Source organism: Rhizobium sp. M1 (assembly GCF_002531805.1).
Classification (GTDB): Bacteria; Pseudomonadota; Alphaproteobacteria; order Rhizobiales; family Rhizobiaceae; genus Rhizobium; species Rhizobium etli_C.
Genome location: NZ_NWSW01000007.1, coordinates 173,078 through 194,083 on the forward strand (window position 1 = coordinate 173,078; position 21,006 = coordinate 194,083).

Annotated in this window: 20 protein-coding genes and 1 pseudogene; 10 read left to right on the forward strand and 11 right to left on the reverse strand. The window is 61.4% G+C overall.

Translation table 11 applies throughout. The features are described from left to right. Positions 1-111 precede the first annotated feature (111 nt). Positions 112-570 (reverse strand): RDD family protein, encoded by a 459-nt coding sequence (locus CO655_RS08310; RefSeq protein ID WP_009994177.1) that lies wholly within the window; start codon positions 568-570, stop codon positions 112-114. A gap of 72 nt (positions 571-642) precedes the next feature. Further along, on the reverse strand, positions 643-1,656 hold the full coding sequence (hemB, locus tag CO655_RS08315; protein ID WP_097581704.1) for a porphobilinogen synthase: 1,014 nt from the start codon (positions 1,654-1,656) through the stop codon (positions 643-645). Positions 1,657-1,786: 130 nt separating this feature from the next. Between hemB and CO655_RS08320 the strand changes: the two genes are divergently transcribed. The 7 genes from CO655_RS08320 to CO655_RS08350 all read left to right on the forward strand — a co-directional run bounded on the left by CO655_RS08320 (position 1,787) and on the right by CO655_RS08350 (position 8,541). Next, entirely contained in the window at positions 1,787-2,224 is a 438-nt protein-coding gene (locus CO655_RS08320; RefSeq protein ID WP_064682151.1) for a DUF6163 family protein, read from the forward strand. 129 nt (positions 2,225-2,353) lie between these two features. Continuing rightward, on the forward strand, positions 2,354-2,869 hold the full coding sequence (locus tag CO655_RS08325; protein WP_004673822.1) for a MarR family winged helix-turn-helix transcriptional regulator: 516 nt from the start codon (positions 2,354-2,356) through the stop codon (positions 2,867-2,869). 435 nt (positions 2,870-3,304) lie between these two features. After that, positions 3,305-4,609: a L,D-transpeptidase family protein gene (locus tag CO655_RS08330; RefSeq protein ID WP_097664338.1), complete on the forward strand. Its 1,305-nt coding sequence runs from the start codon at positions 3,305-3,307 to the stop codon at positions 4,607-4,609. 216 nt (positions 4,610-4,825) lie between these two features. After that, positions 4,826-6,124 (forward strand): serine hydroxymethyltransferase, encoded by a 1,299-nt coding sequence (gene glyA, locus CO655_RS08335; protein WP_097606424.1) that lies wholly within the window; start codon positions 4,826-4,828, stop codon positions 6,122-6,124. Positions 6,125-6,133: 9 nt separating this feature from the next. After that, a complete protein-coding gene (nrdR, locus tag CO655_RS08340) occupies positions 6,134-6,610 on the forward strand; it encodes a transcriptional regulator NrdR (protein WP_003547190.1) in 477 nt (158 codons plus the stop codon). Positions 6,611-6,613: 3 nt separating this feature from the next. Continuing rightward, the gene (gene ribD / locus CO655_RS08345; RefSeq protein ID WP_097664339.1) at positions 6,614-7,930 is read left to right on the forward strand and encodes a bifunctional diaminohydroxyphosphoribosylaminopyrimidine deaminase/5-amino-6-(5-phosphoribosylamino)uracil reductase RibD; all 1,317 of its coding nucleotides are present in this window, start codon (positions 6,614-6,616) and stop codon (positions 7,928-7,930) included. Beyond that, entirely contained in the window at positions 7,930-8,541 is a 612-nt protein-coding gene (locus CO655_RS08350) for a riboflavin synthase (protein ID WP_097664340.1), read from the forward strand. Before ribD ends, CO655_RS08350 begins: the two co-directional genes overlap by 1 nt. A 292-nt stretch (positions 8,542-8,833) precedes the next feature. On the opposite strand, the gene rfbA is transcribed toward CO655_RS08350, so the two are convergent. From rfbA to CO655_RS08395, 9 genes and pseudogenes are all read right to left on the reverse strand, one after another. Continuing rightward, complete coding sequence (gene rfbA / locus CO655_RS08355) at positions 8,834-9,703, reverse strand: glucose-1-phosphate thymidylyltransferase RfbA (RefSeq protein ID WP_097664341.1); 870 nt, start codon at positions 9,701-9,703, stop codon at positions 8,834-8,836. Between the two features lie 9 nt (positions 9,704-9,712). Beyond that, positions 9,713-10,600 (reverse strand): dTDP-4-dehydrorhamnose reductase, encoded by an 888-nt coding sequence (gene rfbD, locus CO655_RS08360; RefSeq protein WP_097664342.1) that lies wholly within the window; start codon positions 10,598-10,600, stop codon positions 9,713-9,715. 6 nt (positions 10,601-10,606) lie between these two features. Then, the gene (rfbB, locus tag CO655_RS08365) at positions 10,607-11,659 is read right to left on the reverse strand and encodes a dTDP-glucose 4,6-dehydratase (RefSeq protein ID WP_097664343.1); all 1,053 of its coding nucleotides are present in this window, start codon (positions 11,657-11,659) and stop codon (positions 10,607-10,609) included. A 6-nt stretch (positions 11,660-11,665) separates the two neighbouring features. Then, complete coding sequence (gene rfbC / locus CO655_RS08370; protein WP_097664344.1) at positions 11,666-12,244, reverse strand: dTDP-4-dehydrorhamnose 3,5-epimerase; 579 nt, start codon at positions 12,242-12,244, stop codon at positions 11,666-11,668. Continuing rightward, a pseudogene (locus CO655_RS08375) lies at positions 12,234-14,236 on the reverse strand (glycosyltransferase family 1 protein). Before CO655_RS08375 ends, rfbC begins: the two are co-directional and overlap by 11 nt. Before the next feature lie 248 nt (positions 14,237-14,484). Then, a complete protein-coding gene (locus tag CO655_RS08380) occupies positions 14,485-15,291 on the reverse strand; it encodes a hypothetical protein (protein WP_097664402.1) in 807 nt (268 codons plus the stop codon). A 325-nt stretch (positions 15,292-15,616) separates the two neighbouring features. Then, positions 15,617-16,132, reverse strand: coding sequence for a GNAT family N-acetyltransferase (locus CO655_RS08385; RefSeq protein ID WP_097664346.1), 516 nt, complete (start codon positions 16,130-16,132; stop codon positions 15,617-15,619). Between the two features lie 24 nt (positions 16,133-16,156). After that, a complete protein-coding gene (locus CO655_RS08390) occupies positions 16,157-16,660 on the reverse strand; it encodes a cupin domain-containing protein (RefSeq protein ID WP_097664347.1) in 504 nt (167 codons plus the stop codon). A gap of 177 nt (positions 16,661-16,837) precedes the next feature. After that, the gene (locus CO655_RS08395) at positions 16,838-17,197 is read right to left on the reverse strand and encodes a hypothetical protein (RefSeq protein ID WP_097606434.1); all 360 of its coding nucleotides are present in this window, start codon (positions 17,195-17,197) and stop codon (positions 16,838-16,840) included. Positions 17,198-17,530: 333 nt separating this feature from the next. On the opposite strand from CO655_RS08395, the gene ribH reads away from it, so the two are divergent. The 3 genes from ribH to CO655_RS08410 all read left to right on the forward strand — a co-directional run bounded on the left by ribH (position 17,531) and on the right by CO655_RS08410 (position 20,809). Further along, positions 17,531-17,986, forward strand: coding sequence for a 6,7-dimethyl-8-ribityllumazine synthase (gene ribH, locus CO655_RS08400; RefSeq protein ID WP_004674116.1), 456 nt, complete (start codon positions 17,531-17,533; stop codon positions 17,984-17,986). Between the two features lie 3 nt (positions 17,987-17,989). Beyond that, entirely contained in the window at positions 17,990-18,472 is a 483-nt protein-coding gene (gene nusB, locus CO655_RS08405) for a transcription antitermination factor NusB (protein WP_097664348.1), read from the forward strand. A 198-nt stretch (positions 18,473-18,670) separates the two neighbouring features. Next, a complete protein-coding gene (locus tag CO655_RS08410) occupies positions 18,671-20,809 on the forward strand; it encodes a sodium-translocating pyrophosphatase (RefSeq protein ID WP_077993278.1) in 2,139 nt (712 codons plus the stop codon). Positions 20,810-21,006 lie beyond the last annotated feature (197 nt).

Sequence of the window (21,006 nt, forward strand, 5' to 3'; positions counted from 1 at the left end):
GTCTCCGCCCTTCATTTCGGTCTTCTAATTTTAGATATGGAGCGTCGTCATCCCGGGCACAGGGAAGGTGGAGACTTTTTTCGTCTCCGCCGCGAGGTCTCAGCCATGGTCTCAGGCAGTGCGCACCGTCACCGTGCCGACCAAGAGGTCGTGAATGAGGCGGCTGCGTTCGATAAACAGGCCGGCAAGCAGGATGAGCGGCGTCAGCACCGAGTTGAGGATCCAGAACAGCGCCAGATGTACGATCGCCGTCAGGAAATCCATCGGCCGTCCATCGACGCGCACGATCGCGATCCCCATCGCCCGCATGCCGAGCGAGGCCTGGCTCGGTCCGCCGACGGTCAGGCCGAAGTAAATCCCGGCGACGATGACGAAGAGGGCAGGGTAGAGAAGGAAGCCCAGCCCGAGCGTGATGATCGACAGGAAGAACAGCACGATCGCTGCGGGGATCCACAGCAGCGCCACGATGAGGTAGTCGAGGATGAAGGCAAGGACGCGGCGGCTCAACACGCCGCTATAGGCGCGCCAGTCCTCCGGTGCGGCAAAAAGCGGATTGGGGTTGTAGCTCATCTCGATCTCCTGCGAAAAAGCGATGCCGCTGATATGGTGTCGGAAGGGCGAAATACAATAATCGCCCTACACTCACCGTTTTCCGAGGATTTTCGCCACCTCGACCGCGAAATAGGTGAGAATGCCGTCACATCCCGCCCGCTTGAACGACAAGAGCGTTTCCAGCATCGCCCGCTCGCCGTCGATCCAGCCGTTCATCGCCGCCGCCTTGATCTGCGAATATTCGCCGGAGACCTGGTAGGCGAAGGTCGGCAGGCCGAAGGCCTCTTTCATCCGCCAGCAGATGTCGAGATAGGGCAGGCCCGGCTTGACCATCAGCATGTCGGCGCCTTCCTCGACGTCGAGGGCCGCGTCGCGGATCGCCTCGGTGCCGTTCGCCGGGTCGATATAATAGGTCTTCTTGTCGCCCTTCAGCAGCCCGCCGGTCGAGATCGCCTCGCGATAGGGGCCGTAGAAGGCGGAAGCGAATTTCGTCGCATAGCTCATGATGCCGACGTTCTGGTGTCCGGCCGCGTCGAGCGCCATGCGGATCGCGCCGATGCGCCCGTCCATCATCTCCGACGGCGCGATGATGTCGGCGCCGGCATCCGCCTGCATCACGGCGGCGCGCGCCACCTGGTCGACGGTCTCGTCATTGACGATCTCGCCGTCTCTCAGGATCCCGTCATGGCCATGGCTGGTGAAGGGATCGAGCGCCACGTCGGTGATGACGCCGATATTGGGGACAGCCTTCTTGATCGCCGCCGTCGCCTGGTTGATCAGGTTATTGGCTTCCAGGCTGTTCGAGCCGGTCTCGTCACGCAGTTCCATTTCGATGTTCGGAAAAGTGGCGAGCGCCGGAATGCCGAGGCCGGCCGCTTCGCGTGCGGCTTCGACGGCTTTGTCGATGCTCATGCGGTTGACGCCGGGCATGGCCGCGATCGGATCGACAATGCCGGAACCCGGCACGATGAAGATCGGCCAGATCAGGTCGTCGACCGTCAGCCGGTTCTCCTGCACCAGCCGGCGCGTCCAATCCGCCTTGCGATTACGCCGCATGCGGCGATGGCCGGTGATGTCGTCGACGAGATGCGTCCTGTCCTGCATGATATCTGTCCCTGGCCCATTCCATTTATCGGAGCGCTCATTATCATGGCGCCCGGAAAATCCAAACCGGACGATTGGCCGCGGCGGAAAACACCCTTATGACGATACAACCGGAACCGATGTCTGCGCCATGGAAACCGATAGCCCGACGATCCCGAAACGCACATTGGCGGATCTCCTCTTCATTCTCTTCCTGAGGCTGGTCGCCCTATCCTGCTTCTGGTTCGGCCTGCAATACTGGGCGATGCTCGTCGGCTATTCGCTGGTCGGCGCCGGCCGCTTCGATCTGTTGAGCCTGCCATGGAAGGTTGCGAGCACCAGCCTTGCCGTGCTTTTCCCCGTCGCCTCCCTCGGCCTATGGCTCACCGTCTCCTGGGGGCCGGTCATCTGGGTGCTCGCCGCCGGCGGCCAGGTGCTGATGTATGGCCTGCTGCCGGATATTTTCGGCCCCAACAAGCTGATCATCCTGCTGCATCTCATGGTCGCCGCTGTCTACTGCATTTTCCGCCTGCTGCTGTGGCTGGAAAAGCGCCGGCACCGCCGCCAGGTAAGCGTTGATTTACCCTGAGACAACGTGGGGTTTCCAGTAAGGCTCCGTTAAGCCTGCGGTTTAAGTCGAATTTTATATGTATTCGATAGGGTCTCACTCAAGGCGGGAAGAAAACGACACCGCCAATCAAACAGTGAGGCAGTCAATATGAACACGAAAATCAAGCCGCAGGCGGTATCGAACTTCCGTGACCAGCAGGATCAGGGCATCCGTGATCTTTACATGGAATCCCTTCATCTTGTTGAACGTCTTCACCGTCGTCTTCTCGACGTCATCAAGGACGAGTTCGACCGGCAGGGCCGCAGCGACGTCAACGCCATCCAGGCGCTGCTCCTTTTCAACATCGGCAATTCCGAGCTGACCGCCGGCGAGCTGCGCTCCCGCGGCTACTATCTCGGCTCCAACGTTTCCTACAACGTCAAGAAGCTGGTCGATCTCGGCTTCATCAACCACCAGCGCTCGCGCATCGACCGCCGCTCGGTCCGCATCAGCCTGACCGAAACCGGCCAGGACATCGCCGAGACGGTCGCCAAGCTCTACGAACGCCACATCGCCTCGATCGACAAGGTCGGCGGCATCGGCACCGACGAGTTCACCCAGATGAACAAGCTGCTCCAGCGCCTCGACCGCTTCTGGAACGACTCGATCATGTATCGTCTCTAAAATCCCTGACCTCCTTTCAGGGTTGCAGAAAACCGGACGTGTCCCTGCGCGTCCGGTTTTGCCGTTTGCCCGCGTGGCATCTTTGCAACGCAGGGCAGGCAAGCGTTATCGCCTGTATTCAAGCCGTTTTTTAGCCGTTATTAACCGGCACCGTCTAGCCCGTCATGGTTCGTTGCGTCGTGTCTCCGGCAGCCGGCGGTCTATCTTCCGAGCCGGTAACACGAATTGGCCATATTGGTGTGGCAGCGGAAGGTTTAACAACCGGCGCTTGAACCGATCGGAAATGTTCAGGCTGTCGCATCGCGCTTCTGTGATGCGACCAGCGGAATTTTTTGATGCGCCGGGACAACGAATGCACAGAGATCTGCGTTACGGCGCAGTGATATCGCAAAGAGCCGCGGCTTTCCTTTATCGCGGCATTCAGTGGTTGGGACTATGTCGAAGAAAAACGGAATTGAAGCTCTTTCGCGCCGCGCTTTCCTGGCGTCGGCGGCAACGGTTGGCGCCGGCGCGCTTGCTGCCGGACCTGCATTTGCGCAATCGGCGCTCGATGGGCTCCTGAACGCGCCGCGGCGCGGCAACTGGGACGACCAGTTCGACGCCAAGGCGGCTTCGCGTACGGCGACGGCCGTCGTTTCCAACACGCCGATCCTCGGGCCTCAATCGGTCGCCAGCGCCCAGCAGGCGATCATGCAGTATCAGCAGATCGCGTCCGCCGGCGGCTGGCCTGAAGTCAATCCCGGTGACCAGCGCCTGCAGCTCGGCGTCAGCCATCCCGCCGTCCAGGCGCTGCGCCAGCGTCTGGCGATCACCGGCGACCTGCCGCGCGAAGCCGGCATGTCGAGCGCCTTCGATTCCTATGTCGACGGCGCCGTCAAGCGCTTCCAGGCGCGTCACGGTCTGCCGGCCGATGGCGTCCTCGGCGAATTCACCCTGAAGGCGATGAACATTCCCGCCGATGTCCGTCTGCAGCAGCTGAACACCAACCTCATCCGTCTGCAGACCTTCCCCGGAGACCTGGGACGCCGTCACCTGATGGTCAATATTCCGGCCGCCTATGTCGAGGCTGTCGAAGACGGCAGTGTCGCGACCCGTCATACCGCGGTTGTCGGCCGCTTGAGCCGCCCGACGCATCTCGTCAATTCGAAGATCTACGAGGTCATTCTCAATCCCTACTGGACCGCGCCGCGCTCGATCGTCGAGAAGGACATCATGCCGCTGATGCGCAAGGATCCGACCTATCTCGAAAAGAACGCCATCCGCCTGATCGACGGCAAGGGCAACGAAGTCGCGCCCGAGACGGTCGACTGGAACGGCGAGGCGCCGAACCTGATGTTCCGTCAGGATCCGGGCAAGATCAACGCCATGGCCTCGACGAAGATCAACTTCTACAACAAGAACGGCGAGTACATGCACGACACGCCACAGCAGGGTCTGTTCAACAAGCTGATGCGCTTTGAATCTTCGGGCTGCGTCCGCGTCCAGAACGTGCGCGACCTGACGAACTGGCTGCTGCGCGAGACCCCCGGCTGGAGCCGCCAGCAGATGGAGCAGGTGATCGCAACCGGCGTCAACACGCCGATCAAGCTCGCGGCGGAAGTTCCGGTCTACTTCGTCTACATCTCCGCCTGGGGCATGCCCGACGGCATCGTCCAGTTCCGCGACGACATCTATCAGATGGACGGCAATGCCGAATTGGCGCTCGATACCACGGCTGGCATGGAACAGCCGGTGCAATAAGCGGCGACCTCTGCATCGCACCCTCGAACCGCGCCCTCCCGGCGCGGTTTTTTTATTCCGGCGAGGGCGCTTTATCGCGGAGCTGCGATTCATCGGCGCCGCGCTGTCGCAAAATGACTGGAGCGCGCGCTTTGCTCAGCAAATGTCGTTCTTCGTATTGCCCTTGCCACAGGGGAAGGATAATACCTTCGCGCATTCCAGTTGAGGAGCCCGCCCATGACCAATGCTTCCACCGAATCCTTCTTCAATCGCTCGCTTGCGGACGTCGATCCCGAGATTTTCGGCGCGATCGGAAAGGAACTCGGTCGCCAACGGCACGAGATCGAACTGATCGCTTCCGAGAACATCGTCTCCCGCGCCGTGCTGGAAGCCCAGGGCTCCATCATGACCAACAAATATGCCGAGGGTTATCCGGGCAAGCGTTATTACGGCGGCTGCCAGTTCGTCGATATCGCCGAGGAACTGGCGATCGAGCGCGCCAAGAAGCTGTTCGGCGTCAATTTCGCCAACGTCCAGCCGAATTCCGGCTCGCAGATGAACCAGGCCGTGTTCCTGGCGCTGCTGCAGCCCGGCGATACCTTCATGGGCCTCGATCTCAATTCGGGCGGTCACCTCACGCATGGTTCGCCGGTCAACATGTCCGGCAAGTGGTTCAACGTCGTCTCCTACGGCGTGCGTGAAGGCGACAACCTGCTCGACATGGATGACGTCGCCCGCAAGGCCGAACAGCACAAGCCGAAGCTCATCATCGCCGGCGGCACTGCCTATTCCCGCATCTGGGACTGGAAGCGCTTCCGCGAGATCGCCGACTCGGTTGGCGCCTATCTGATGGTCGATATGGCTCACATCGCCGGTCTCGTCGCCGGCGGCCAGCATCCTTCGCCGTTCCCGCATTGCCATGTCGCGACGACGACGACGCACAAGTCGCTGCGCGGCCCGCGCGGCGGCGTCATCCTCACCAATGAAGAGGATCTGGCCAAGAAGTTCAATTCGGCCGTCTTCCCCGGTCTGCAGGGTGGCCCGCTGATGCACATCATCGCCGCCAAGGCGGTTGCCTTCGGCGAGGCGCTGCAGCCGGAGTTCAAGGAATACGCCGCTCAGGTGGTCAAGAACGCCCGGGCGCTTGCCGAAACGCTGATGTCAGGCGGTCTCGACGTCGTCTCCGGCGGCACCGACAACCATCTGATGCTCGTCGACCTGCGCAAGAAGAATGCCACCGGCAAGCGCGCCGAGGCAGCGCTCGGCCGCGCCTATGTCACTTGCAACAAGAACGGCATTCCCTTCGACCCGGAAAAGCCCTTCGTCACCTCGGGCGTGCGCTTGGGCGCGCCGGCCGGCACGACGCGCGGCTTCAAGGAAGCCGAATTCCGCGAAATCGGCAACCTGATCGTCGAGGTTCTCGACGGCCTGAAGGTCGCCAATTCCGACGAAGGCAATGCCGCGGTCGAAGCCGCCGTGCGCGGCAAGGTGGTCAACCTTACAGACCGCTTCCCAATGTATGACTACATGGGGTAAGGAGTAGCGATGCGCTGCCCCTATTGCGGTTCGGAAGATACTCAGGTCAAGGATTCGCGCCCGGCGGAGGACAATACGTCCATCCGCCGGCGGCGTATCTGTCCGGATTGCGGCGGCCGCTTCACGACCTTCGAGCGCGTGCAGCTGCGCGAGCTGATGGTCATCAAGAAGACCGGCCGCAAGGTGCCCTTCGACCGCGACAAGCTGGTGCGCTCCTTCGAAGTGGCGCTGCGCAAACGCCCCGTCGAGCGTGACCGCATCGAGCGCGCCGTCTCCGGCATCGTCCGCCGGCTGGAAAGCTCCGGCGAGACCGAAATCTCCTCCGAGCAGATCGGCCTGCAGGTGCTGGAAGCCATGAAGAGCCTCGACGATGTCGGTTTCGTGCGCTACGCCTCGGTCTATCGGGATTTTTCGCTTGCCGAGGATTTCGAGAAGGTTATTTCCGAAATCAACGCCAAGATCGCCCGCGACCCGCTGGACAGATGAGCCATGAGCATCACGCCGCATGACGAGAGTTTCATGGCGGCGGCGATCCGGCTGTCGCGCCGGCATCTTGGCCGCACCGCCACCAACCCTTCCGTCGGCTGCCTGATCGTCAAGGATGGCGTCATCGTCGGCCAAGCGGTCACCGCTCGCGGCGGCCGTCCGCATGCCGAGCCGCAAGCGCTCGCCGAAGCCGGCGAACTTGCCCGCGGCGCCACCGTCTATGTCACGCTCGAACCCTGCTCGCATCACGGCAAGACGCCGCCCTGTGCCGAGGCGCTGATCGCCTCTGGCGTCGCCCGCGTCGTCATCAGCGTCACCGATCCCGATCCGCGGGTTTCCGGCCGCGGCATTTCCATGCTGCGCGACGCCGGTATCGAGGTGGATGCAGGTGTGCTGCAAGCCGAGGGCAGGCGTTCGCTGGCCGGTTATCTCACTCGCCAGACGAAGAACCGGCCCTATGTGACTCTCAAGCTTGCCGTTTCCGCCGATGGCATGATCGGCCGCAAGGGGGAGGGGCAGGTGGCGATCACCGGCCCGGAGGCCCGCGCCGAGGTGCAGGCGCTGCGCGCCGAAACCGATGCGATCCTGGTCGGCATCGGCACCGCGATATCGGACGATCCGCTGCTGACGGTGCGCACACCCGGCCTGGAGGCGCAGTCGCCTGTTCGTATCGTGCTCGATCCGTCTTTGGCGTTGCCGCTGACGAGCAAGCTGGTTGCGACGGCGCGAGACGTGCCGGTCATCGTGGTGGCGAGTGAGGACGTGTCGCCTTTAACGGCGGATGTGGAGGGGATACCCCCCTCTGTCCTGCCGGACATCTCCCCCACAAGTGGGGAGATTGGCAAGGAGCACGACCTGAGTTCCTCAGCTACACATGGCGATGGTTCGACTTCGAGAGACGATGTGGAGCGGGGAGCAAGCTCCCAGCCAATCTCCCCCCCTGTGGGGGAGATGCCCGGCAGGGCAGAGGGGGGTAACGCACCCTCTGACACTAACGAGGTCGAATCCCGCCGCGCCGCACTCGAAGCCGCCGGCGTCGAGATCGTCTATTGCAATCCCTATCATCCGGAAATCCTGCTGCCGGCGCTTGCGACACGCGGCATTTCTTCGCTTTTGGTCGAGGGCGGCGCCAAGACGGCGCGGCTTTTCCTGGAAGCCGGTCTCGTCGACCGCATCCAGCTTTACCAGGCGCCCGGCATCATCGGCGCGGACGGTATTGAATCGCCGCTTGATGCAACCGACATACCATCCGGTTTCGCCCATATGGGCACGCGTATATTTGGCGCAGATCGCCTGGATGAATATGAAAGAGAGAGTTGATGTTCACCGGAATTGTCACTGATATCGGCACGATCGAGTCCGTTTCATCGCTAAAGGAGGGCATCAAGCTCCGCGTTGCGACCTCCTACGACCCTGCTACCATCGATATGGGCGCCTCCATCTCCCATTCCGGCATCTGCCTCACCGTGACCGGCCTGCCGCAGGAAGGCAGCAACGGCCGCTGGTTTGAGGTCGAGGCCTGGGAGGAGGCGCTGCGGCTGACGACGATCGACACCTGGCGGGAAGGCAGCCGCATCAACCTCGAGCGGTCGCTGAAGATCGGCGACGAACTCGGCGGCCACATCGTTTCCGGCCATGTCGACGGCAAGGCGGAAATCCTTTCGGTGACATCGGAGGGCGACGCCACGCGTTACCGCCTGCGCGCACCCGAACATCTGGCGAAATTCGTCGCCCCCAAGGGATCGATCGCCCTCGACGGCACCTCGCTGACCGTCAACGCGGTCGACGGCACGGATTTCGACGTCCTGCTCATCCGCCACACGCTCGAAGTGACAACGTGGGGCGAGCGCCAGGCTGGCGATTTCGTCAATTTCGAAGTCGACACCATGGCGCGCTACGCCGCCCGGCTGGCGGAATTTCCGAGCGCCTGAATCGAAACCCTGTACCGGTGTCCTGCTGTCCGGTTCGAGCCGATGGCTGCCCCTCACCCTAACCCTCCCCCCGTAAAAACGGGGCGAGGGGACGTGCCTTACGAGAGGCTGGTGGGGACGGCGAGGGCGCGGCTTGGTCCCTTCGCCCCGCAAGCGGGGGTCCGAAGGACGGGTCGAGACGCGTGGCTCGACCCCGGTCGGTGCCGGCAGGCGGATGAGGGGCTGCCCCCGCGTCGATTTTCGGTGTCATGCGCGAGTTGAAAGGGACGGCGCGTCTGGCCGCCCAGATAGCTCACCAAACCGGGGAGAGCTTCGTCAGATATTGGCCGTAGGCACTCTTGCCGTGCTTCTCTGCCAGCTTGGCGAGGTCGTCCTGCGAGATGTAACCCATGCGCCAGGCGACTTCTTCGGGGCAGGCGATCTTGAAGCCCTGGCGTTTCTCCAGCGTGCTGACGAAACCGGCGGCATCGTGCAGGCTATCAGGTGTGCCGGTGTCGAGCCAGGCATAGCCCCGGCCCATCAATTCCACGAAAAGCTGGCCGCGCTCGAGATAGGCGCGATTGACGTCGGTGATTTCCAATTCGCCGCGCGGCGACTGCTTCAGGTTGGCGGCGATATCGACCACCTGCTGGTCGTAGAAATAGAGGCCGGTCACCGCCCAGTTCGATTTTGGCGCCTTCGGCTTCTCCTCGATCGACAGCGCATTCATCTTTTCGTCAAAGCCGACAACGCCATAGCGTTCCGGATCGGTGACGTGATAGGCGAAGACCGTCGCGCCTTCCCCACGACTCGTGCCGGATTTCATGATTTCCGGCAGTCCGTGCCCGTAGAAGATGTTGTCGCCGAGGACGAGTGCCGAGCTGTCACCGTGCACGAAGTCGGCGCCGATGATGAAGGCCTGGGCGAGGCCGTCCGGGCTCGGCTGTACGGCATAAGTCAGGGAAATTCCCCATTGCGAGCCGTCGCCGAGAAGGCGCTTGAAGGCTTCGAGGTCGTGGGGCGTCGTGATGATCAGCAGCTCCCTGATGCCGGCGAGCATGAGCGTCGTCAGCGGATAGTAGATCATCGGCTTGTCGTAGACCGGCATCAACTGTTTCGACACGGCCTGCGTGATCGGATGCAGACGCGTGCCCGTGCCGCCGGCAAGAATAATCCCCTTCATGCTTTCTCCTTAAAGACCTTTGTTCAAAAGGTCTTGCATGACAATCGTCATGGACTGCTTCCACTCGGGGAGCCGGATTCCATATGTTCTGGCGAGCTTGTCGCCGTTGAGACGCGAATTGGCGGGACGCTTGGCCGGTGTCGGATAGTCCGTCGTCGGGATGCGCTCGACGCCGACGTTTCTGCCGCCCGATTTAAGAAGCGCCGCGAATATCTCTTCGGCGAAGTCCGCCCAGCTTGCTTCGCCGCTGCCGGTCAGGTGAAAGGTGCCGCGGAGCGATGGGTCAGCGTCGGCGACGACCCGGGTTGCGATTGCAAGAACCGCGTCGGCGATGTCGAGTGCCGAGGTCGGGCATCCTGTCTGATCGGCGACGACGCGAAGAAGATCGCGCATCTCGGAAAGCCGCAGCATCGTTTTCAGGAAATTGGTGCCAAAGGGCGAATAGACCCAGGCGGTGCGCAAGATGACATGGTTCGGGTTCGCCGCCGCGACGGCCGTCTCGCCCGCGAGCTTCGAACGCCCGTAGACGGAGATCGGCCCGGTCGCATCCTCTTCGCAATAGGCAGAGGCCTTGTCGCCGCTGAAGACATAGTCGGTCGAAATGTGGATGACCGGGACCCCGATCCGCGCGGCAGCCTCGGCCACCGCGCCGGCGCCGACCGCGTTGACGGAAAAGGCAAGCTCGGCTTCGCTCTCGGCCTTATCGACCGCCGTATAGGCGGCGGCGGAGACGATCACATCCGGCCGCAGAGCCGAGAAGGCGGCTGCAATGCTTGCAGGATCTGCGAGGTCCATTTCCGGGCGGCCGACCGCGATGATTTCGACGCCCGTTTCGGCGCCGCGTCTGAGCAGCGACTGTACGACCTGGCCCTGTTTACCGGTGACGGCAATGCGCATCGCTTATCACCCCTTGAAAACGCCGAGGCGTTCGCCGGAGTAGACGTTTTCGCGCAGCGGCCTCCACCACCATTCGTTTTCCAAGTACCAGTGCACGGTCTTCTCGATGCCGGTTTCGAAGGTCTCTTGCGCCTTCCAGCCGAGTTCGCTTTCGAGTTTCGTGGCATCGATCGCATAGCGTGCGTCGTGTCCGGGGCGGTCCGTGACGTTGGTGATCAGACGCGCATGCGGTGCCTTGTCACTGTAGACGCCGTCGAGAATGGCGCAGATGCGATGAACGACATCGATGTTCCTGCGTTCATTGCGGCCGCCCACATTGTATTTTTCGCCGGGGCGCCCTCTGGATGCGATCGTGAAGAGTGCGCGGGCGTGGTCTTCGACATAGAGCCAGTCGCGGACGTTTGCGCCGTTGCCGTAAACCGGAAGAGGCTTGCCCTCCAGTGCGTTCAGGATCATCAGCGGAATGAGCTTTTCCGGGAAATGGAACGGGCCGTAATTGTTGGAGCAATTGGAGACGACGACGGGCAGGCCGTAGGTGCGGTGCCAGGCGATCGCCAGATGGTCGCTCGCGGCCTTGGAGGCGGAGTAGGGCGAGGACGGATCGTAAGGCGTCGTCTCCTCGAAGAGGCCCTCGTCGCCGAGCGAGCCGTAGACCTCGTCCGTCGAGACATGCAGGAAGCGGAAGGCACTCTTGCCGTGAGCGTCAAGCCCATCCCAATAGTGCCGTGCGGCATCCAGCAGACTGAATGTGCCGACGATGTTGGTCTGAATGAAATCAGCCGCGCCCGAGATCGAGCGATCGACATGGCTCTCGGCCGCGAGATGCATGACGATATCAGGGCGGAAGGACGCGAATGCTTCCTGCATTCTGGCGCGCTCGCAGATGTCGGCGCGCAGGAATTGATAGTTCGGCGCCGATTCGACGGATTTCAGCGATGCCAGATTGCCGGCATAGGTCAGCGTGTCGACATTCAGCACCTCGGCGCCGATCTCGCTGACGAGGTGGCGCACCAATGCCGATCCGATGAAGCCCGCTCCGCCCGTGACCAGTATGCGCATCGTCGATCAATCCTGGGGTTGCTGTGCTGAATAGGAAAAATGGTTTGGCAGATCGGCGAGCCGCGGCAGCGTCTTGTCCTTGTCGGACGATACCATGTCTGTCTCATCGAAGGGCCAGCGAATGCCGATCGCCGGATCGTTCCAGGCGATGCCCCGATCATGCTGCGGGCTGTAGGGTGCGGTTACCTTGTAGCTGATGACGCTGTTCGGCTTGATCGTTGCGAATCCGTGTGCGAAGCCGGGCGGGATCCAGAGCTGTTTGCCGGTGTCCGGTGAGAGCTCCTGAGAGAGCCATTTGCCGAAGCTCGGTGATCCCACGCGGATATCGACGACGACATCCATGATCCGGCCGGCAAGGCAGCGCACCAGCTTGCCCTGTGCAAAGGGCGGTATCTGGAAATGCAGCCCCCGGACGGTGCCGGCCTGCGCCGAAAGCGATTCATTGTCCTGGACGAACGTGACGTCGGCCACATTTTCCCGGAACCAGGCATCCTTGAATACCTCGGAGAAGTAGCCGCGGTGATCGCCGAAACGTGGCGGCGTGATTGCAACGATGCCCTCGATGGCGGCGGTCTCAATATGCATGACTTACCTTTTCTGCGGCCTTCATCAGGCGCCCGCCTTCATAACGCTCATCAGCATCTCCGCCTGCGAGCGGCTCTGGATGGCGGCAAGGCCTTTTGCGGCAATGGTATCGCGCTCGTCGGCATCTGCGATCAGCTTGTAGCAGCGCTCGATCATGTCGTCATAGGGCTCGATTGCCAAGCCGCCGATGAAGGGCTGGAGGTCCGGATCGCGGATGTCGCCTTCCGTCAGCACGCAAACGCGATTGGCGAGCAGGTAGGAAATGCGCACGATCTCGAAGACGCCGCTCGCATAATGATGGATGTTGATGACGATCTTGGCGCGGGCAATCGCCGCATCGCGTTCCGCACCATAGATGTTGAAGAGATGCGCGACCTTGAGCCCGCCCTCTTCGAGCGTCTTCAGGATGTGATGGCGGCGTTCGTTCATCGAGCCGTAGAAGAGCACGTCGATATCCTTGACGACGGCATGCTGGATCTGGCTCAGGCAACTGTTGTAACCGATTTCGAGCACGCCGGCGTGATCGATACCCTTGGCGGCAAGGTTTTCGCGGTTGCGCGGGCTGTAGTCGAGCACCGGCATTGCCCTCAGGATCGACATATAGCGCGAATTGATCCAGATGCTTTCTTCGGACACCTGCTCGAGATTGATGATGACACTGTCCTTCGGCAGATGATCGACGATTTCGGCCGGAAGGAGGTTGCCGCCATAAATGATCGGCGCACGGTCCGCGAACTCGTTCATGTCTCTGACGATCGGCGCAGAACCGCCCAGCTCATGGAAGGCACCCTGCAGACCGAGCGCAACCTCGTCGAAGGCGTGGCTGTGGTTGTAATTGGCAGGCGTCACGATCCAGATGCAATGGCGATCCTTGTGGGCCTGCCATCCGCCGGCAAAGGGCTGCAATGCGTTGCGAAGCGGCTGCTCGATCTTCTGGGCGGCGGGGATCTCGGTACGCACAGCCTGCTGCGGCGCCGGGGAGGCGCCGGAAGCCTGCGGAGCATAGGCACGCATCAGTTCGCGACCACCCGTGAACTGGCCGCGCGGCATCCAGACCGGCGGATCATCGGCGAACCAGATAAGGTGCGGCTGCTTGATCAGTGGTTGGCGGCCCTCCTGCCAAGAGGCCAAGTGGGCCTCGTCGGGGCTCTGAAGAAAAGCTTCCTTGGCGGTAAAGAGACCATGCAGCATCCGGCCGAGGCGGCCACCGAACTTCCACTCGAAATCGGCAGGCGCCGGCACGAAGGCGGCGATCTTCAATCCTGTTGTAGCAGCCTGCTGGACATAGAGCCCGAGCAGACGCTCGATCACGAAGGGGCGCATCGTCGCGTTGGCGTCGCGTGAATACTGCGCCGAACCGGCATAGGCAATGCCCGCCGGCGTGCCGCGGCGCCATTCATTTTCCAGCGATTCCAGAATGACTTCGCAAAAGGCGAAATATCCGGACCAGAACTTCCTGTTGCCGCAGAAATAGTTGCAGAACATGAAGGCGGTTTTGTCTTGCGGCGGCGCGATCGGATAGCCGAGTTGCTGGATATGGAGGAAGATCGGCTCCATGCCTGGACGGCCGCCAAGCAGGGAATGCTCCCAGACGTTGCTGTAGATCGCGGCGTGGCCGATCAGCGGATTGTAGAGATAGGCGTCCGCACCTTCCGCCCTGGCCTTTTCCGCCTCGGTAACGAAGGATGGGAAGCTCGTCACCGACTTCACCTCGAATTTGCTGGACAGCAGTCCCCAGAACACGTCCTCGCCGAGGCCGATCGCCTCGTGATGCGCATGCAGGATGCGGAAGAGCTCGTATTCGCGGGTCGCAGCCTGCGTGTTGAATGAGATGTCGAGCGGTACGGCAGCCGCGTCGAGCTGGCTGCGCTGCGAAGGGCCGAGATAAGGCTGGTAGATAATGACGGACCCCGTGCCGGCAGCTTTTTCCGTGAGAAGCGCCAGATCAGGAAGACCGGCCGGCAGAGCGGGAATAGGCTGATTGATCGTCAAGGCATCGTCCTTCGTGCATGGCCGCCGTCTTCGCGATTCACGAAACGGCTTCGGGCTGGTTTGGGTATCGACTATTGGATGTGAAGCTTGCGCCACACTGTTCGCAGGACTTTCGCTGGTCAGCCTGGAGGGATTGCAGGAGCTCGACCTATCCGGGGTCAGTTTTCTCTAGCCAGCTTTGCTCGCTCAGCCGCTTCTGCTGCCAGTATCGCAAAGACTTGCGATACTACGTTTGGGATTGCCTCGGTTTATACGCCGGTTCTATAGACACCATCATTCGATACGGTAGCCATATCTCCGAACAAGAACCCAGGCAGGTTGTTGCCATAGAGCTCGGCCAACCGCTTGATTAGAAGATAGCTTCCCAGACGCTCCTGGCAAAATGAGATCGCACGTTTCTGCACGGGATCTTCGGCTTGAAACGGTTGATATCGTTTCGCAAATTCAAGAGACGGCGCCACAAGGCGCACAAAAGTATCCAGCCACCAGTCCGTCGGATATGTGCCGAGCTCAATACCTCCAGGAACGAGAGTGCCGGAATTAAAAAAATGCAAAGCTTCGGCTTGCGTTAAAGTATTTGCTTCGACTGAAAACGCCGTATATCTGAAAAAGTCAACAATATTGTGGCAGCCTGCATAGTGATACGATATGTTATGTAGATTCAATGGACGAGGCAGAAAGAAACCTTCTGAAAAAATCGCCGGATTCTCTGGTCTTGTGATTTCTACTTCTTCTGAAGTTGCTATATTCATGCCGGGATATTCGGGATTCGGCGTTCCGATTTTTAGTCTTGTTAAAAATTTACGATACTGCCAGATGGTAATGTTGCGAGGTTTTACAGTTTCTTCCGAGACGACTTTTGCGATGACTAGCGTTCCCAGCGATCCTGACAATTTCGCGTGAATCTCCTCCGGCTCGCTGAAAAAATCATAACCGGCGATAACATCCATCCCCCTGTTGTCCAAAGGCGGTTTGGAATTGAGCCATATGATTTTCGAGCCCTCCGGAGGAGGGTAGCTCGGCAAATCCTTATGGCAAACAATGAAAATGGTCATATCTGTAATCAGCCTCTTGTGGATGGGGAGTTTCTGCCGGCTGCAATTACCACGCTGCTCGCCCGTCATTGCCTCCTGTCAGCGTGAGGGGTGCGAAGGTATCTGCCTTGGGGATGTTTCTATAGCGCGTTCCTTGCGCGTAGCAGGTGCGAAGCCGGATCTATCCGGGAATGAAGTCGGGTGCCGCAAGCCGAAGCGCGTCGACATTCTTTTGCTTGAGCCTGCTGTCGCCATCGGCGATATCGGCACGTGTCAAAAAGACCGCAATAGCGGTCGGTCTCCACCCATATCGACGGGCGCTGGGCAACCCGCTCGACGAAATTCCCTAACGCGAAAACTGAATGACTTCGCCATTATACTGTGCGCGCGCCGTCTCGCGGAAGCCGAGCTTGGCTGCGACCCTGAGCGACGCCACGTTCTCGGGGCTGATGATGCAGCTCATTGCCTTTCCCGGAAAACGCGCTGCCGCCCAGCCGATCAGGGCTGTCAGCGCCTCGGTGGCATAACCGCGGCCCTGGGCCGCCGGCATCAGCGCCCAGCCGACCTCCATCGTTCCTTCGATTGACGGCTCCATTTCGCGGCGGGCTTCGAGAAATCCGGCTTCGCCGATGAACCGGCCGCTTGCCTTTTCCTCGATCGCAAGAAAGCCGAAGCCCATATAATGCCACATGCCGGCAATGCGCAGCATGCGGCTCCAGCTTTGCTCGCGCGTTGAAGGCGCGCCGGTGATGAAGCGAACGACATCCTCGTCCGCCCACAACGCCGCATGCGCTTCGAAATCGTCGAAGTGGTGAGGGCGAAGCGTCAACCGCTGCGTTTCGAGCGTGGGGATGTCGGTCACATCAGGCCTCCGGGAGCTGCGCCGTCACGCGCCGGGCTCGCCGTCCCAATAGTCGAGGTCGCTTTCCGCGCGTCCCATATGCCGGAATCGCCCGGGCCTTGCGCCATCTCTGTTGGTCTTGGCGAGAAACTTTCCGGAATCGGGATATTCGACGATCTCGGTCTTCGCCATCGTCGAGATGCCGAGATAGACGAGGGGCGCCGTGCCGGTGTTGATGATCTGGTGCGCCGTTTCAGGCCCGCCGGCCGGCGCGCCGAGCACGTCGCCGGCTTTGATCGCATGGCGCTCGTCGCCGAAGCGGTATTCGCCGGTGCCCGCGATCACGTAGAAAAGCTCGTCTTCGACATGGTGATTGTGGAAGGGGCAGCTCGATTTGCCCGACGGCACTTCATTATAGCTGATGCCGAGACCGGCCAGACCAAGACGTGCGCCGAACGAGGCGTCAGCCCCTTCGTAGAACTCGCCCTGTTTCCAGTGATCGAGCGCGAGATCGGCGATATTGAGCACCGCTTTCGGTTCTGTCGCCATGATGTCCTCCTGTTGCAGGAAGAGAAGCTATCATATTGGCGGAAAATTCAATGCCCGTCTGCGCTGATCCGGGAAATCCCCGGCATGGGCGGAGAGGAGACCGCCGCCCATGCTTTGAGCGCCGCGCTTCGGGCGGAACGCGCCGGGACGCTCTATCGTTGGCGATGCGCTGGAACCTCAGCGGACGTAGAACGTCAGGCTTCCGTCAGCCGCCTGTTCGGCATTGACGATGTTGCGGACGTCGACGCCTTCATGGTTGAGCCGACGGGCAAGCGACCGGTTGGCGTCGATCGAAGCCTGGATGCCGCGGATGGCCTGGCCGGAGCGTTCCGGCGCCGAGCGCGGGCCTGTCGTCTCGTCATCGAGATTGCGCCAATTATGGACCTGCTCGACGTTGAAGTCATTGCCCTGGAAGGTCCTGAGCGTCTGCTCGATGCCGTGGGCGGTGTTCATCCCAAGACTTTCGGCCCGGCTGGCGCCGGCAAATGCAAGCGAGGAGAGGGCGGCGGCGAGGGTGATTGTGACAACGCGGTTCATGATTGTATCCTTTCATCTGCTTTGACGGTCGGCTGTCTTTGCAGGGGATCGTCTCGTCACGACATGGAATTGGCGTTGCCCTCTTCGCGATTCAATGGACTAAGCCACTGAAAATCCATTAAAAATTCTTCATGAAAATTGCCTTCGAATTGCCGTTTTCCAGGCGTCCGGGGAACCTGGTTTGAAAGGCCTGCTCAGCTGTGCAGCTATCCCTTTGCCGATATTTCGTCTTTGGCGTTGCGGCATCGGGCGAAAGTGCTTGCCATTCTGATGAAGGCATGTTTTGACCGCGGCCTGCCGAGTGGAAAACGCCCCATAAACCGAAGGTGAACCATGCCGAGAGAGACCGCTCCCCATATTTTGATCGTTGAGGCCCGCTTCTACGACGACATGGCCGATGCCCTGCTCGAAGGCGCGACCTTCGCATTGCAAGAGGCCGGCGCCACCTTTGAGGTCGTCACCGTTCCCGGCGCGCTGGAAATTCCGGCAGCGATTGCCATGTCGCTCGATGGAGACGACAATGGCGGCACGCATTATGACGGCTATGTCGCCCTCGGCATGGTCATCCGCGGCGAGACCTATCACTTCGATATCGTGTCGAACGAATCCTCGCGCGCTTTGATGGATCTCGCGGTCAGCGAGTCCCTTGCCATCGGCAACGGCATACTGACCGTGGAAAATGACGAACAGGCCTGGGCGCGCGCGCGCCGCTCGGACAAGGACAAGGGCGGATTTGCCGCTCGCGCAGCTCTGACGATGATCGAGCTGAAGCAGAAACTGGGTGCATGAAGAATGAGTGACGACAAGACGGAACGGCCGGTCAAGACTGCGAACCAGCGGGGCGCTGCCCGTCTTGCTGCCGTTCAGGCGCTTTATCAGATGGATGTCGGCGGCACGGGCGTTCTGGAAATCGTCGCTGAATACGAGGCGCATCGCCTCGGCCAGGAAATCGACGGCGCGACCTACCTGAAGGCCGATGCCGGCTGGTTCCGCTCCATCGTCTCCGGCGTGGTGCGTGATCAGGTCCGCCTCGATCCGCTGATCGCTGCAGCGCTGCAGGATGATTGGGCTCTGTCGCGGCTTGACAGCACCGTGCGCGCCATCCTGCGCGCCGGCGTCTTCGAACTCCTTGACCGCAAGGACGTTCCGGTGGCGGTCATCGTCACCGAATATGTCGAGATCGCACAGGCGTTTTTCGAGGACGACGAGCCGAAGCTCGTCAACGCCGTGCTCGACCGCATCGCCAAGCAGGTCCGCGGCGAGGCGAAGAAATAGGTTCTTAGCCGCCAAACGATCTCCCTTCGTCTTTCTTCTCAGCGTAACGGTTTTCGCCCGTTGCGGTCTTGACGCCACGTGATCGACCACGCAATCTCCGCACCGCTTAGCTGTGGCATTTCTGTGGAGAGGAAGGCGAGTCGGCGGCGTATCTGCCGGAGGAGGAGTGAACTCCGGCCTATGGGAGGAAAGAGCGAAATGACCATTCTTTTATGCGTAATTGCATGCGGTCTGCTCTCGGTGGTCTATGCCGCCTGGGCAACCCGGTCGGTGCTTGCCGCCGATCAGGGAAACAGCCGGATGCAGGAGATCGCGGGCTATATCCGCGAAGGCGCTCAGGCCTATCTGACGCGCCAGTATCGCACCATTGCCCTCGTCGGCGTCGTTGTCTTCATCGCAGCCTGGCTGCTTCTTTCCGCCACGGCCGCCATCGGCTTCCTGATTGGCGCCGTGCTGTCAGGCGCTGCCGGTTTCATCGGCATGCACGTCTCCGTCCGCGCCAACGTGCGCACCGCGCAGGCCGCGTCCGCCAGCCTCTCCGCCGGCCTCGACATCGCCTTCAAGTCGGGTGCGATCACCGGCATGCTGGTGGCGGGCCTCGCGCTGCTCGGCGTCTCCATCTACTACACCATTCTGACCGTCGGTCTCGGCCATGAGAGCGGCTCGCGCGACGTCATCGATTCGCTGGTGGCGCTCGGCTTCGGCGCTTCGCTGATCTCGATCTTCGCCCGTCTCGGCGGCGGCATCTTCACCAAGGGCGCCGATGTCGGCGGCGACCTCGTCGGCAAGGTGGAAGCCGGCATTCCCGAGGACGATCCGCGCAACCCGGCGACGATTGCCGATAACGTCGGCGACAATGTCGGCGACTGCGCCGGCATGGCCGCCGACCTTTTCGAGACCTATGCGGTCTCCGTCGTTGCCACCATGGTTCTCGCCGCGATCTTCTTTGCCGGCGCGCCGATCCTCGAGTCCGCGATGATCTATCCGCTGGCGATCTGCGGCGCCTGCATCATCACCTCGATCATCGGCACCTTCTTCGTCAAGCTCGGTTCGAACGGCTCGATCATGGGCGCCCTCTACAAGGGCCTCATCGTCACCGGCCTCTTGTCGATCATCGGTCTCGGCGCCGCCACCTCGCTGACGGTCGGCTGGGGCTCGCTCGGCACCGTTGCCGGCGCCGACGTGACGGGCACGAACCTCTTCGTCTGCGGCCTTGTCGGCCTCGTCGTCACCGCGCTGATCGTCGTCATCACCGAATATTATACCGGCACCGGCAAGCGTCCGGTCGTTTCGATCGCCCAGTCGTCGGTGACCGGTCACGGCACCAACGTCATCCAGGGTCTGGCGGTCTCGCTGGAATCGACCGCCCTGCCGGCCATCGTCATCGTCGGCGGCATTCTTGCCACCTATCAGCTCGGCGGCCTTTTCGGCACCGGCATTGCGGTCACCGCCATGCTCGGTCTTGCCGGCATGATCGTTGCGCTCGATGCCTTTGGCCCGGTCACCGACAATGCCGGCGGCATCGCCGAAATGTCGCATCTGCCGCCGGAAGTGCGCAAGTCGACCGATGCGCTCGACGCCGTCGGCAACACCACGAAGGCGGTGACCAAGGGTTACGCGATCGGTTCGGCCGGCCTCGGTGCGCTGGTGCTTTTTGCCGCCTATGCCAACGATCTCAGATATTTCGCCGCCCATGGCGACCAATATCCCTACTTCGCCAATATCGGCGAAATCTCCTTCGAATTGTCGAACCCCTATGTCGTCGCCGGCCTGCTGTTCGGCGGCCTGATTCCCTATCTCTTCGGCGGCATCGCCATGACAGCCGTCGGCCGCGCCGCCGGCTCGATCGTCGAGGAGGTGCGCCGCCAGTTCAAGATGAAGCCGGGCATCATGCAGGGCACGGAAAAGCCGGATTACGGTAAGGCCGTCGACCTTCTGACCAAGGCGGCCATCCGTGAAATGATCGTGCCGTCGCTGCTGCCGGTGCTGGCGCCCATCGTCGTCTATTTCGGCGTGCTTCTGATCTCCGGCTCCAAGGCCTCCGCCTTTGCCGCCCTCGGCGCATCGCTGCTCGGCGTCATCATCAACGGCCTCTTCGTCGCTATCTCGATGACCTCGGGCGGCGGCGCCTGGGACAATGCCAAGAAGAGCTTCGAGGACGGTTTCGTCGACAAGGACGGCGTGCGTCACATGAAGGGTTCGGATGCGCACAAGGCCTCCGTTACCGGCGATACCGTCGGCGATCCCTACAAGGACACAGCCGGCCCTGCCGTCAACCCGGCGATCAAGATCACCAATATCGTGGCACTTCTGCTGCTCGCCGTTCTCGCCGGTTGATGGCTGCAACAGCGGCTGGCAGCCCCTCACCCTAACCCTCTCCCGGTAAAAACGGGGAGAGGGGACGTGCCATGCGAGACGTTGGTAAGGGACGGAAAGAGTGCGACTATCGCCCTTCGCCCCGTTTACGGGGAGAAGGTGGCGGCAGCCGGACGAGGGGCGGGCGTCCAATCTCCTGGGCTGAAGATGACGCCGGG

What these genes read in the sequence shown, in the direction of transcription:
- CO655_RS08310 (WP_009994177.1), bottom strand. Translation starts at nt 570, where the DNA reads ATGAGCTACAACCCCAATCCGCTTTTTGCCGCACCGGAGGACTGGCGC.
- hemB (WP_097581704.1), bottom strand. Translation starts at nt 1,656, where the DNA reads ATGCAGGACAGGACGCATCTCGTCGACGACATCACCGGCCATCGCCGC.
- CO655_RS08320 (WP_064682151.1), top strand. Translation starts at nt 1,787, where the DNA reads ATGGAAACCGATAGCCCGACGATCCCGAAACGCACATTGGCGGATCTC.
- CO655_RS08325 (WP_004673822.1), top strand. Translation starts at nt 2,354, where the DNA reads ATGAACACGAAAATCAAGCCGCAGGCGGTATCGAACTTCCGTGACCAG.
- CO655_RS08330 (WP_097664338.1), top strand. Translation starts at nt 3,305, where the DNA reads ATGTCGAAGAAAAACGGAATTGAAGCTCTTTCGCGCCGCGCTTTCCTG.
- glyA (WP_097606424.1), top strand. Translation starts at nt 4,826, where the DNA reads ATGACCAATGCTTCCACCGAATCCTTCTTCAATCGCTCGCTTGCGGAC.
- nrdR (WP_003547190.1), top strand. Translation starts at nt 6,134, where the DNA reads ATGCGCTGCCCCTATTGCGGTTCGGAAGATACTCAGGTCAAGGATTCG.
- ribD (WP_097664339.1), top strand. Translation starts at nt 6,614, where the DNA reads ATGAGCATCACGCCGCATGACGAGAGTTTCATGGCGGCGGCGATCCGG.
- CO655_RS08350 (WP_097664340.1), top strand. Translation starts at nt 7,930, where the DNA reads ATGTTCACCGGAATTGTCACTGATATCGGCACGATCGAGTCCGTTTCA.
- rfbA (WP_097664341.1), bottom strand. Translation starts at nt 9,703, where the DNA reads ATGAAGGGGATTATTCTTGCCGGCGGCACGGGCACGCGTCTGCATCCG.
- rfbD (WP_097664342.1), bottom strand. Translation starts at nt 10,600, where the DNA reads ATGCGCATTGCCGTCACCGGTAAACAGGGCCAGGTCGTACAGTCGCTG.
- rfbB (WP_097664343.1), bottom strand. Translation starts at nt 11,659, where the DNA reads ATGCGCATACTGGTCACGGGCGGAGCGGGCTTCATCGGATCGGCATTG.
- rfbC (WP_097664344.1), bottom strand. Translation starts at nt 12,244, where the DNA reads ATGCATATTGAGACCGCCGCCATCGAGGGCATCGTTGCAATCACGCCG.
- CO655_RS08380 (WP_097664402.1), bottom strand. Translation starts at nt 15,291, where the DNA reads ATGACCATTTTCATTGTTTGCCATAAGGATTTGCCGAGCTACCCTCCT.
- CO655_RS08390 (WP_097664347.1), bottom strand. Translation starts at nt 16,660, where the DNA reads ATGGCGACAGAACCGAAAGCGGTGCTCAATATCGCCGATCTCGCGCTC.
- CO655_RS08395 (WP_097606434.1), bottom strand. Translation starts at nt 17,197, where the DNA reads ATGAACCGCGTTGTCACAATCACCCTCGCCGCCGCCCTCTCCTCGCTT.
- ribH (WP_004674116.1), top strand. Translation starts at nt 17,531, where the DNA reads ATGCCGAGAGAGACCGCTCCCCATATTTTGATCGTTGAGGCCCGCTTC.
- nusB (WP_097664348.1), top strand. Translation starts at nt 17,990, where the DNA reads ATGAGTGACGACAAGACGGAACGGCCGGTCAAGACTGCGAACCAGCGG.
- CO655_RS08410 (WP_077993278.1), top strand. Translation starts at nt 18,671, where the DNA reads ATGACCATTCTTTTATGCGTAATTGCATGCGGTCTGCTCTCGGTGGTC.